Here is an 11,093-nt window from a genome sequence, read left to right as displayed (position 1 = left end):
CGTGCCAATCCGGTACGTGGAAGACTTCTGGTTCGCTCAATGGTTCTTACACAAACTTAGGTTCACATAGAGGTTCATTCTCAGGGCGGAATTCAGGGGGCAGTACATTGTTTATTTATGCATCTGGAGGTAATGGAGGATCTGCCGGAGGTGCATGTGCAAATACATCCCGACTGCAGGGATATGTTGGTGGGACGCTAATTAGCGTGAATGCCAGCAATAACCCTGCATATGGAAAAACAGCCTTTATCAGCTTTGCTGTACCTGCAGGTACTTCCTATCAGATAACATCCTATCCAACAGAAAATACATCATGTGGTGCCGGGGTATTTTCAGTATTTGGATATCAAACTTAATTGAGCGTTACACACGACGCAATACAACCTGTCTTATGCTCGTATTTGTACCATTTACGTGAACCTGCTGGGCTCTCAACTACCTGGCAGTAGTGGGCATCCTCTGCGTTGCCCATTCTGGCAATGGCACAGAAGTCGAATTGCCCCAGATAACCTGTGGTGGAAAGCTGAGTAACTTTGAGTTTTCCACCTATTGTCCTCCACGTACCGGATTGGCACGAAAGTATTGCCCCTGTATTATCGCGGCCTACAAGGCCGTTAGGCGAACATGATGCGCCAGCAACGGCAGTTCTTTCCAGTTGTAAGTATTCACCAGTATAAAGGCGACCATCAGCACGAACAGTACCGCCTTTCACCTGACCGCCGGTATAGATGCCCTTGTTGTTTACACTTCGAACCCATGATCCGTCGGACATATAAAATCCGCCACCGTGAGTTTCATTGAGCCAGCCTTTGCTGTTACGAGTAATTAACCAACCATTATTACTTCTGATATCACCGCCAGCGGTGACATTTACGTCAAAGTTTCCGCTATTGCCTTTTACCTGACCGCTGAAAGTGCCATTTACACCATTCACATTGCCGCTGAAATTACCAGTCTGGGCATTTACTGCCCCAATGTTATTCAGGTTATTTGATCCCATATCAATGGCCGTGTGCATTTTGTTTAAGTCAGGGCGACCATTGACCTGGAATCTGTAAAGACGATCAGTGTCCTCTGCTGCACCACTAAGTTCATCTGTCGATAACAGTACGGCAATATGCCCGTTACCGCTTTTGGCACCATAATTACTTAAAGCTACTGACCAGGAACGTAATGCACCTGTGGCTGTTTTGCCGTCCTGGATATATCCACCAAGACCAGTGGTAATATCCTTAGCCATCTGGATAAGTGCTTTCACTGGATAAGGGGTGCCACCACTGGATACAACCATTGCCTGTAGTAATTCCGGGTTTTGGGTGTTTCGAACTACATATGCCTGTAACCGCTGCCCCTCGCTGTTTGTCTCAGTAAAGCCGCTGGACAAAAAGCCGGTATTTTTCAGCATGGTTGTCGTGATAACGGCAGGGGTTGTTGTGGTACTACTGGCCTGGAGAGTTGTGTAGTTTTTCCCTATATAAGAGCGGGCTGCACTGGCCCAGTTGCTGACAAGACGAGCTTCAGCCTGCCAACCTTTGGTTTTTAAATAGTCCTGCCATATGCCTGCACCCCAGGCAACTATGATCATAACAATCAATAAAGCCGCGCCAATTTCCAGCGATGCCCAGCCTCGGTCATATTTTTTCATCAGATTACCCATAGTGGTTGATAAAGATTATCCAGTAGCAAAAGGACATGGCCAAGACACAGCCATGGACCCAGTGGGCCTTCTTTATGTCCTTTTATGCACCATGTTGAATGCCATAAGACAAATCCTCCTGCGCCCAGCAACACACTCCATATGGCGTTATATAGCCCTGACCATGCGGTAATACCTGCAATAAGCCACAGGTCTCCTGTGCCAATATTAAGACGATGGCGGTTAACCAGTTTATGCAGACAGAATAAGACAATTGCGGCAGAGACAATTTCTGTTGCACGGAGCCACCATATATCAGTTGTGATTTGTGATAATATTCCAGCGATTAAAAAACGCCTGGTGAATGTACCCGGTAAGAGGCCTGTTAGTGCATCCGTTACTGCCATTTGCAGCATGAACGAAAGAATAAGAACAGCATGAATACGGTAGATAAGTGGGGATGACGATAAAATAATTAATGCCACAGCTATACTATATAGCCATATTCCTGACAGAACTGCAGTGTGTGTCTTATACCAGAGATGTTCTGTATCAGATAAAAAATAACGAACTCTGAATAACAGAGTTCGTCCAATAATGGAAAATATGAACATCAATGGGAGGATATAAACAGGGGAGAGACTTATGCCTACGATTGTCTGCATTGTCTGCCTCCCTGCCCGGGAAGGCATATCCCTTTCATGTCACGATAAATTCTCCATACTTTATTAGCATATTGCTCTCTTGTTTCATGTCTGTCCTTACGGAATCCGGCATTGTATGACCCAAGGCAATTCCAGCTGACGCCACATATCTGAAAATGTCTTGCCAGTATCCAGCTTCCTATATGGATATTAAGACATGGTTTGGTAATTAAATCCTCAGACTTTTTGATTACGCCCATCTTTATAAGCTTTGGAATATGGGTTGAGTTTATTTGCATCAACCCATAATCCGTACTACTGGCTTTGCCTGTTTTTCTGTCCTTATTTATGTTAATTGCGCCCGGCTTCAATGAAGATTCCCCGGCAGAAATGGCCTTCAACAATAATGGTTCAATTTGATAGCGTGCGCCGGCGGCGGCAAAGCAATTGTCCCACTTGTTAGTCCAGATTTGTTTGGGGGCGATGTATGAAGCTCGGGCGGGATAAATAAGAGAACAAAGCAGGATTAATGAAATAAGTCTGAGGGGCACTTTACCCCCGGACATTAAAACTCCTTAGCCATTGATGGTGAAGATTAGTTTGTTTGTACCGGTGCTGCCATTATCAGCTGTGCATTGCGCACTGGCTTCTTCAGTAGTGACTTTTCCATCACTGTGAGCCGTACTGTTCAGGGTAATACCGTTAGTTAAACCAGTACGACTGATTTGTGTGGCAATCTGGATACAGGCATCCTGTGGGACTTTTTCATAGGTGACGGTAAAACCATTGTTGAAACCTGATGTTGAAGCCGGAGCAACAGTTACGGCACCGCCCCATGAGTTATAGAGCGTTGCTGTACCTGATGATGGAGTACCACGCACTGTCATGGTCTTGGGTACGCCACCCATCTGAATGAGAGCACCCGTCATTTTGGCTCCACTGGTAAACGTATATCCATCGCTACCTTTTAGCAGCCCCTGAGTACTTGTGATGATTGTCTGTATGTTCGAACTTTCATTTGCCACACCGGTTCGTGAACGCAACATATACAATCCACCAAAAACAAGGGCAAGTACGATAATTACAACAAGTGCTATTGCACCCTGTTCCATAATACCCCAGCCTTTGTCATGAGACGTTTCTTTCTCATTTTTCTTCAGAACGTTAGCATTAATATTTTGAATTAACATAAATACCTCGTTTTATTTAAATACTACCCATACTGTTGTCGCCAATAGACTGAATGTCTACAACGGCCATGACCAGTAACAGGAGTGACATGACAAGAAATATCAGCATAATTAAACGCACAACAGCTGCTCGTTTTTTTACACGCTCCAGCGTTTGTACAAGCCACCGTTGGCCATAATTGCCGATTAGCTCCGTTGCACCATCTCCCTGTAATAAAGACAGAAAGTTGGCAGACTCCCTGGAAGGGAAATGATAACCGCACTGTCGTAAAGCCAGCCCAAGGTGATCCCCCTGGCGGACGCGGTAAATAATGCTGTCAAGGCGTGTACTTAACCATGGTGATGCAAATTCCTGAAGAACGTTCAGTGAGTTGAGCGTTGTCATTTTGGCTTTCAGAAGTGCAGCCATATTCAGGAGGAATGCTGCCCCCTGTATATCCTTATAAATACTCCATGGCATTATATTGTCAGCCAAAGAGCGGCTTTTCCAGTTTTTCAGAGACCATGATATTACACCTGTGACCACTGCAAAAAGAACGGCACATATAGCGCCGTAATTATCGACAAACAAAGATAATCCATAGAGAAAACCAAGAGCACCACTCCATGAATCAGGGGAGCTTATTTTGCTCAGTACAGGTATTAGCTCTGTATTAAGAACATATAATGTCCCCGTCATCATGATTAACAATCCCACCGGGTAAATAGCCATTTGCCATATGGCCTGATGGAGTTGCTTTTTGGCATCTGTAAGCGTGGTGGCAAATTGTAATGCATCCACAATGGAACCACTTCTTATTCCGGCACTGATTACTGCAGCCTCTTCCTGGGGAACCCATAAACCAAGAGTATATTCCAGAGAGTTTTCGCCACTGTTTTCACGAAGAGACTCAATACAGTCTGTGGCCAGTTCAGCAAAGGGGTGCCATTTTCGTCCAAAGTCTGTCCAGGCATCCCGCATCTGTTCCAGTGCGGTCTTTAATGGCTGTTTATTTTCCAGCAGAAAACGCAGAGCTTCGTAAAACTGCACCCTGTAGGGGGCGCTGAACGTTTTTCTGACAATGAAACGTCTCAGCCGTTGACTGAAATTCATTTCACGCATGTTGTTCTCCTGTTAGGCATCATCGATGCTGAGGCGTTCGTCTTCGTCCAGAGGGATGATTCTGTCGGCTTCAAGAGGGTCCACCAGGCCTTCATTGATACGGCGAAGCAGATGCTCCACACGACTGATGCCATGCATGTTTTCAAGCCAGTATTTACGTGCTGCAACTTTGCCGCGTGTTTTCAGAATCTGAAATAAGCGATTATCAGGTTCTATCACTTCAGCAATTACGGTCCTGCCGGTGAGGCCTTTACCTATTTCACCGCGCTTTCTGCCGTTAATAATTACGTCGTGATTACAGTCGGAGCATCCGTGAGGATTTCGGAACCAGATATTATCTGTACTGCAGAGTGAATCTTTATTGCAGTGCCGCTCAAGGTAAGCGCGGTCGTCTTCGCTAAGTTCAGGTACTCGCTTTTCCCATGGAATACGGCAGGAGGGACACAGCGTTGGTACAAGGCGCTGGCTTATCATCCCAATCAGTAATTGCGCATCACAAATAAGATCGGCATTCATACCCATCGTAATCATTCGCTCCGGTATACCCAGAGCTGAGTTTGTATGTAATGTCGTCAGAACGATGTGACCGGTCTGAGCCGCGTAGGTGGTTGACATCATCGAGACAAGATCGCGCATTTCCCCTTCCATGATGGCATCGGGGTCAAGTCGCATTGCCGATGAAATAGCACGACTCCATGCCAGTTTGACGGCCTCTTCGTCGGATTTGTCACAGATAATCGGGGTTTGTGTTGCCCCCAGTATCTGTCCTTCCAGCGGATCTTCGATCGTCAGCAGGTGTCGCCCCTGATTATCGTCAAGATATACACGGCAGGCACTGCGTAACGTTGTTGATTTACCCGAACCTGTTGGACCAGACAGAACAATTTTCCCTTCCGGGCGGCGCAGCATGACGTTCAGCAACCGGATTTGCTCCGGTATAAAGCCCAGTTGCTTAAACGTGGGAACTTTGTCTCCGTCATCGGGTATCAGGCGCATAACCGCAATCAGACCATCTCCCGTAGGTCTGTGACTGTATCGTGCACCAAATATTCCTATTTTTCGCATTAATTGTGGGGACAGGCGCGCATCCTGTTCCCTTTGAGGGAAGAAACTGGTTTCAGTGACATCAGCCATTGACAGAATGGCTGTTGCGCAGAGTGAATAACCCAATGCAGGTTGATCTTCATCTACAGTCTGCAGTTCACCGAATATTCTCATGCGAACTTTGAAAATAGACTCTGAAATTAAAAAATGAATATCCGAAGCACCAAGTTTTCTGGCCGTTTCAAAATAGGAGAGAACTTTCTTCTCACTTTCACTGACATCTGCAAGATCTTTCAGATGAATAATCCGTTCTTTCGGACCTTTATTTTCATCATCCTGACCGGCTTCCTGTAACTCAGACAGCGAGACTACTTTTGGGGTGATGTCAGGGTATAACTTTAGCAGTTCCTGGAGATTACTCTGTACGTCAGGTCTTGTTCGCTGATTTGTTTCGATGAGAATTTCATGGGTGTCTCCCCGGGATATAAAAAGGAGAGCATCCTTCAGATTATATTTGTCCATATCACATCACTCAGAAAGTAAGGGTGGTGCCATCACTTAACGTGACGCCAGACAATGAGATCGACTTCACCGTGACGGATGTACCCGGAAGCTGGCTACCAGTGGTGACGCTTGTCTGACGTCCATCAGCCATGCGAAGAACGGCATGAAGACGTTTATCTTTGCCGTTTATTTCCATAATAACGGGCAATTCCTTTCTGTTTTTAGATGTCGGCTGCTCTGAAACTGATGGCAAGGAGGCAGTCACACCAGAGAAACCTGAAACAGTTTCTGATGACAGATTAACATCTGATTCTTCGAGTTGTTTCTGTAGCTGTGCGCCCTGAACTTTTGCCTGTAAAAGAATATTCCGGTTTTGTTGTGCTTCAAGTTCTCCTATTGTGACAAGAGGTTGTGTTGTTGCAAATGAAAAACCAGAGAAGAAAAATATGGATGGAATAATGAGTAATTTACCTGGACGCATATATATGACCTTCTGAGGAATAACTGAAAGTACCGCCGTTTAATTCAAAATGGATATTGCTCAGACGAACGCCGGTATCCTGAAATAAAGGGAACAACTCATCAGGATTTACAGGCGTTGATAAACTGAACTGATATTCTTTCCATTTCTGAACAGGGGCTGGTTCACCATCGTTACCTGGTAATGGTTCCTGTATGGCTATTTCATTAATGGCCGGCGTTAACTGTTTTTTCTGAAACCACGTGAACACCCGCATCAGTTGTTCTGAGGGGGCAGGGACTGCCTCATCCCTGCGGGGCAGGGAAGGCAGTGGCCGGGTTACAGAAGCCAGGCGTGCACCATCTTTAAGGTTAAAGTCAGGAATAACATTAAAGATTTCTTTGCTTCTTGCCAGAAAGCCTTCAATAGTTCCTCCTGGCTGTCGTTCGTAAATCAGTGTGAATGTCTCGGGAGTACATGTTCCACCGGTAAGTTTCCAGCCTTCTAGCGCGACCGGTGATGGTTTTCGAAGGTCCGCGCAGGCTTTCAGAAAATCACTGATTACAGGTTGTGACGCCCATGGATGCGGGAGCTCCGGTGGTGGTTCGGGCTTTTTAAACTGTAATCTTGCCCGTGCAGCTATCTCCTCGGCGGTCGGTCCTACATCAGGCTCTGGCTGAGTCATCCAGAATACTGTGCCTGCGCCGGCTGCTACTAAAAACAGTACGGCAGGAAGTGTGAATTTGCTGCGATTGCCGACAGTAAGTTTGCAACGGCGGAGGTCTGCTGATGATAACCGGGTAATAATACTTTCCCAGTTATCAGGATGTTCCAGAGACGATACAACCTGCCATTTTTCGGGGGGCTCTTCGTTCATCGCCAGAAAAAGGCTGACCTTTTGGGCAACGTCGGCATCATTTCCTGATAAGTCAGCCATAACGGCAGGCTGGCCATTAATGGAAGCAAGGAATAAGAGCTCCTTATCGCTGTACCGGAAGACACCGTATCCATTTCTGACCCATGAGCAGAAAGCCAGTGCCAGGGAAAAATAATGATTGCGTTCTGGCCTGGTCAGTATTCCTGTGCCGGTAAGGCGGCTGATCTCTCCACGGGAATTTCTGCTGCCTACAGTCACTTTCAGGGAGGTAAGCCGTCTGGGTTTTACATGAGACTTGTGTTTATGATGTGAGGGGACGCGCTGTTTTTTTACGACAGGAGTCCATTTAAGACAGGCAGCCCACACGCGATGATTTACTTTAGGATCTGCGAGAAGCACTACCGGGTTGATATCTTCATCAGCCATTATTGCCTCCTGACGGGAAAGTCGGGGTAATGATGATCACAAGCGTGCTGCGTTCATTTTTCCCGGTTTGTGAACCACCAAATAATGGATTTGCTGGCGTAAACGTACCGGCTTTACTTGTCGTCGTATTGTTCTGATCGAAACCAGTAACGACAAGTGATTGCCCTTCTTTCAGATTGACCTTCTGGCTCAGTGAACGCAGTTTGGTATATGGCATTTCGATGTAACTGTTTCCGTCTTTTGACGTAAAGCTACGGATAGTTGGGGGATCAGACAGATTAAAGTTCATCTGCAACTGGAGATTGCCTGTTTTCTGAATTAAAGGCAGCAGGGTCATATTGAATCCAGTGGTGATCATGCCCGGTGTTAATGTTGTTGTTGCTCCTACATCCGTAGTCGTAGTTGTTGCTGACTGGGCGACGTAAACTGTCTGATCTGCCATCTGGATAGGTACCGGCGTCAGGTTTGTGACCGTGCTTTCTTGTGAAGTTACAACGCTGACATCGCCTTGTTCACTCAGTGCTTTAATCAGAAGGCTGGAACCGCTGAATTTGGCGGCATTCCCTGTTGCCGTATCCAGAATTGATACGCCTGCAGATGTAGCGCCTGTAAAATCTCCGCTTGCATTGTTCAACGTTGCTCCGGCGGAATGTAGCGATTTGTAAACAAGGTTCCAGTCCAGACCGAACTGCTCGTTTCTGGTATTGCTGACGCTCAGAACCTGTACGTTCAGGGCTACCTGGCGGTTCATAATACTGTTTTGTTCGTCCACATATCGTGCGACGGCTTCCTGGACAGCAGGAGTATCAGTGACTGTTAGCGTTGAGCTCGATGCAGATAACCAGTAACGGCCTTTTTCTGGTGTCAGCATCGCTTCAATAGTTTTCCGGATGTCTTCATACAGGTCGTATTCCTGACCGACGGTTGTGCTCTGAGAGGACGTAGCATCACCGGATGCTGAGTTATCCTGGCCTCCTGTTGCCCCCATTGTGCTTGTTGAGCCAGAGCTGACGCTGGAACTGCTGCTGGTTTTGGTGTTCAGCATATGAAGTGGATACGTTCTGGTTTCAGTCAGATAGAATACAATCCGACCATTATCCATGCGCCAGTACAGACCGCTTCGGCTGGCCATCAAATCCAGAAGACCATTGATATCTCCCTGCCACATGAGGTTATTCAGCGTTAATGGCTGAGTGGAGGTAGTCATTGTTGTGCTGCCCAGGCTGCTTAACGGCAGACGACCATTTTCATCAGGTGCTGGTAGTGTCCCAGTCATCTGGCGGGTAGCGCCTCCTTCAAGAGTTGAATTGGCTGCGTCAGGGGTGATGATTACGGGGATGCCGCATACGGCAGTAATACGTTGCCCCAGTTCCTGTAGAGTGATCTCTCCTTTTCTTGCCTGCGTGATGTAGCAGGCCGGAGCTGTTTGTTTTTTCTCTCTTGATACCTGAGCGACCGGAACAGGGTTTATCCATTGATTATCGAGCCAGGTAAGAGCCTGTGATTTGCGGGCAGAAAGGGCTGATACCTTTTCCCGTGCATGTGCTGAGTCCTCCTGTGCTTTTTTCTGCATTTTATTGATTTCGCTGAAAGTACATCCGGAGATGGAAAGAGCGACGGCGATCATGCAGGGGAGCACCGCCAGCTTCATTGAACGCTGGTGTGATTTTTTCATGAATATATCCAGATTAGTTAACGTAGACGACAGAACCAGCAGTAATGCCTGCCGGGGGTGTCAGACCGGTTGCAGTTCCTGATAGCCAGGTGAGTTGCCCGTTTTGGAAGATCCCTATTAGTGCAGAACCACGACTTTTTGAACGCAAAGTTTCAACAAGTCCTGGTTGTTCAGGCATCCATACCCACAGACGTCCCTGTTGTAACTGATGTTTAATTCGGGAGTCCGGAGTGACAGGGAGAGCCAGTTTATCTGAAGAAATTACTCCGTCCTGCTGGCCTGATACGTATCTGATATCATTGATTCTGTTAGCAATCATTAGTATCTGACTTGCCCATACAGACGCACTTGCATATTGCTGGGCGTTCGTGGTTTCAGACATCTGCTGATTCTGGTAGCTTCCAGTGATAATCAGAATGGTCAGGCCGACGGCCATGACCAGCCATCCCATTAGCGACCATCCCTTGTATCAGAAACTGTAATGATGCACTGCATGCGGGAGGCCTGTGCGTATAAAGGTTTTTGCGCGGTCCGATATAACTCAAATACCTGCTCCATGGCTGATTCAAATGATCCCCGGAACATCAAAGGCGCATCAAGACGGTAATCGGTTACAGAAAGTGGCCATATGACCATCCAGTGCGTTGATGCCATGCTTTCGCATTTTGTTTCTTCTGCCCACTTAATAATGTTTTCCCTTAATGTAGTGCCTGCCGGCGCACGCCACTCTTTACCCTGAGATACCGGTTTGACAGGTGTCCCGGTCATGAGTGGGATAGACTTGACTGTGGAGCCGGTCGGAGTCGGGATTGCAGCGGGCGTAGACGGAGATACGCTGTTTCCCCTGAATGGGTTTCGTGGTTTGTTCTGGCTATTTGCTGTCGTTGAAGACTCCGGGGAAGTGGATGTGGTTACCATGGCTGCTGGCGAGATAGTGGTTGCCGTGTCCTGTGCCGGTGCAGTAGCCGATGTTGTGACGGTCAACGTTTTATTATCCCAGTCCAGATGGCCCCAGAGGTGTTGTTCTTCCAGCAACCGGTTCAGAGAACGGGTCCACTGATCATTGGCAGACCATGAAACCAGTTTGGTATTCAGTTTGGGCGTGGCTGCATTCTCTTGTCTGAATTTCCATCCTTCCGGTAGTAATGTTTTTATCCACTGACTGACGGTCCGGTTACGGGCCGTCGGCGATAGTGTTACAGGGGCGCTACCAGGCTTGCCTGTAATGATTAACCGGGAGAAATTCTGACTTATTGTTGGTGAAGGTAACGGTCGGGATTCGCTTACTGGCTGTGCTGTTTTTACTGTCTCTGGCACGCTGACTCTCGGGGGCGGAGTTATTTTAGGTGGAGAAAGTCGTTGTTGCGTAAGTGCCAGGACGCCAGCACTCTCACTGATTTGTCCGTCAACAAAAACCAGAGCAGGCGTATCTGATGGTGCCACGTTATTGCCGCCGGAAATTCCGGCACAGCCGGACAATAATGACGGCAGTATAAGTGTCAGACAGTTTTTTTTCATAACGGAGACTCCGTGTT

Annotated in this window: 12 protein-coding genes; 1 reads left to right on the top strand and 11 read right to left on the bottom strand. The window is 47.2% G+C overall.

Annotated features, from left to right (window positions below; all coding sequences use genetic code 11):
* Window positions 1-356, top strand: a 356-nt coding sequence (locus tag ACJHXB_RS22120) for a hypothetical protein (protein WP_014654004.1), incomplete at its 5' end; no start/stop codon positions are given.
* Here ACJHXB_RS22120 and ACJHXB_RS22115 read toward each other — a convergent pair.
* The 11 genes from ACJHXB_RS22115 to pilL are packed head-to-tail and all read right to left on the bottom strand — an operon-like array spanning window position 353 to window position 11,076.
* The gene (locus tag ACJHXB_RS22115) at window positions 353-1,645 is read right to left on the bottom strand and encodes a shufflon system plasmid conjugative transfer pilus tip adhesin PilV (RefSeq protein ID WP_039719938.1); all 1,293 of its coding nucleotides are present in this window, start codon (window positions 1,643-1,645) and stop codon (window positions 353-355) included. The genes ACJHXB_RS22120 and ACJHXB_RS22115 overlap by 4 nt on opposite strands.
* On the bottom strand, window positions 1,645-2,301 hold the full coding sequence (locus ACJHXB_RS22110) for an A24 family peptidase (protein WP_001193551.1): 657 nt from the start codon (window positions 2,299-2,301) through the stop codon (window positions 1,645-1,647). The genes ACJHXB_RS22115 and ACJHXB_RS22110 overlap by 1 nt, the downstream gene beginning before the upstream one ends.
* Complete coding sequence (locus ACJHXB_RS22105) at window positions 2,286-2,846, bottom strand: lytic transglycosylase domain-containing protein (protein WP_000014005.1); 561 nt, start codon at window positions 2,844-2,846, stop codon at window positions 2,286-2,288. The genes ACJHXB_RS22110 and ACJHXB_RS22105 overlap by 16 nt, the downstream gene beginning before the upstream one ends.
* A gap of 9 nt (window positions 2,847-2,855) precedes the next feature.
* A complete protein-coding gene (locus tag ACJHXB_RS22100; protein ID WP_000908228.1) occupies window positions 2,856-3,470 on the bottom strand; it encodes a type 4 pilus major pilin in 615 nt (204 codons plus the stop codon).
* 16 nt (window positions 3,471-3,486) lie between these two features.
* Complete coding sequence (locus ACJHXB_RS22095) at window positions 3,487-4,572, bottom strand: type II secretion system F family protein (protein ID WP_001208803.1); 1,086 nt, start codon at window positions 4,570-4,572, stop codon at window positions 3,487-3,489.
* Between the two features lie 12 nt (window positions 4,573-4,584).
* On the bottom strand, window positions 4,585-6,138 hold the full coding sequence (locus ACJHXB_RS22090) for a GspE/PulE family protein (RefSeq protein WP_000362204.1): 1,554 nt from the start codon (window positions 6,136-6,138) through the stop codon (window positions 4,585-4,587).
* Window positions 6,139-6,148: 10 nt separating this feature from the next.
* A complete protein-coding gene (gene pilP, locus ACJHXB_RS22085) occupies window positions 6,149-6,601 on the bottom strand; it encodes a type IV pilus biogenesis protein PilP (RefSeq protein WP_001247333.1) in 453 nt (150 codons plus the stop codon).
* Entirely contained in the window at window positions 6,588-7,883 is a 1,296-nt protein-coding gene (gene pilO2 / locus ACJHXB_RS22080) for a type 4b pilus protein PilO2 (protein ID WP_000752776.1), read from the bottom strand. The genes pilP and pilO2 overlap by 14 nt, the downstream gene beginning before the upstream one ends.
* The gene (locus tag ACJHXB_RS22075) at window positions 7,876-9,558 is read right to left on the bottom strand and encodes a PilN family type IVB pilus formation outer membrane protein (protein ID WP_000748143.1); all 1,683 of its coding nucleotides are present in this window, start codon (window positions 9,556-9,558) and stop codon (window positions 7,876-7,878) included. The genes pilO2 and ACJHXB_RS22075 overlap by 8 nt, the downstream gene beginning before the upstream one ends.
* Before the next feature lie 13 nt (window positions 9,559-9,571).
* Complete coding sequence (gene pilM, locus ACJHXB_RS22070) at window positions 9,572-10,009, bottom strand: type IV pilus biogenesis protein PilM (RefSeq protein WP_000539811.1); 438 nt, start codon at window positions 10,007-10,009, stop codon at window positions 9,572-9,574.
* Window positions 10,009-11,076, bottom strand: a complete 1,068-nt coding sequence (pilL, locus tag ACJHXB_RS22065) for a type IV pilus biogenesis lipoprotein PilL (RefSeq protein ID WP_021513968.1) — start codon at window positions 11,074-11,076, stop codon at window positions 10,009-10,011. Before pilL ends, pilM begins: the two co-directional genes overlap by 1 nt.
* Window positions 11,077-11,093: the final 17 nt, after the last annotated feature.

This window comes from Escherichia sp. WS3227_2, from assembly GCF_046486495.1.
Classification (GTDB): Bacteria; Pseudomonadota; Gammaproteobacteria; order Enterobacterales; family Enterobacteriaceae; genus Escherichia; species Escherichia coli.
This window is presented reverse-complemented; position numbering and strand designations above follow the sequence as displayed.

What these genes read in the sequence shown, in the direction of transcription:
- ACJHXB_RS22115 (WP_039719938.1), bottom strand. Translation starts at nt 1,645, where the DNA reads ATGAAAAAATATGACCGAGGCTGGGCATCGCTGGAAATTGGCGCGGCT.
- ACJHXB_RS22110 (WP_001193551.1), bottom strand. Translation starts at nt 2,301, where the DNA reads ATGCAGACAATCGTAGGCATAAGTCTCTCCCCTGTTTATATCCTCCCA.
- ACJHXB_RS22105 (WP_000014005.1), bottom strand. Translation starts at nt 2,846, where the DNA reads ATGTCCGGGGGTAAAGTGCCCCTCAGACTTATTTCATTAATCCTGCTT.
- ACJHXB_RS22100 (WP_000908228.1), bottom strand. Translation starts at nt 3,470, where the DNA reads ATGTTAATTCAAAATATTAATGCTAACGTTCTGAAGAAAAATGAGAAA.
- ACJHXB_RS22095 (WP_001208803.1), bottom strand. Translation starts at nt 4,572, where the DNA reads ATGCGTGAAATGAATTTCAGTCAACGGCTGAGACGTTTCATTGTCAGA.
- ACJHXB_RS22090 (WP_000362204.1), bottom strand. Translation starts at nt 6,138, where the DNA reads ATGGACAAATATAATCTGAAGGATGCTCTCCTTTTTATATCCCGGGGA.
- pilP (WP_001247333.1), bottom strand. Translation starts at nt 6,601, where the DNA reads ATGCGTCCAGGTAAATTACTCATTATTCCATCCATATTTTTCTTCTCT.
- pilO2 (WP_000752776.1), bottom strand. Translation starts at nt 7,883, where the DNA reads ATGGCTGATGAAGATATCAACCCGGTAGTGCTTCTCGCAGATCCTAAA.
- ACJHXB_RS22075 (WP_000748143.1), bottom strand. Translation starts at nt 9,558, where the DNA reads ATGAAAAAATCACACCAGCGTTCAATGAAGCTGGCGGTGCTCCCCTGC.
- pilM (WP_000539811.1), bottom strand. Translation starts at nt 10,009, where the DNA reads ATGGGATGGCTGGTCATGGCCGTCGGCCTGACCATTCTGATTATCACT.
- pilL (WP_021513968.1), bottom strand. Translation starts at nt 11,076, where the DNA reads ATGAAAAAAAACTGTCTGACACTTATACTGCCGTCATTATTGTCCGGC.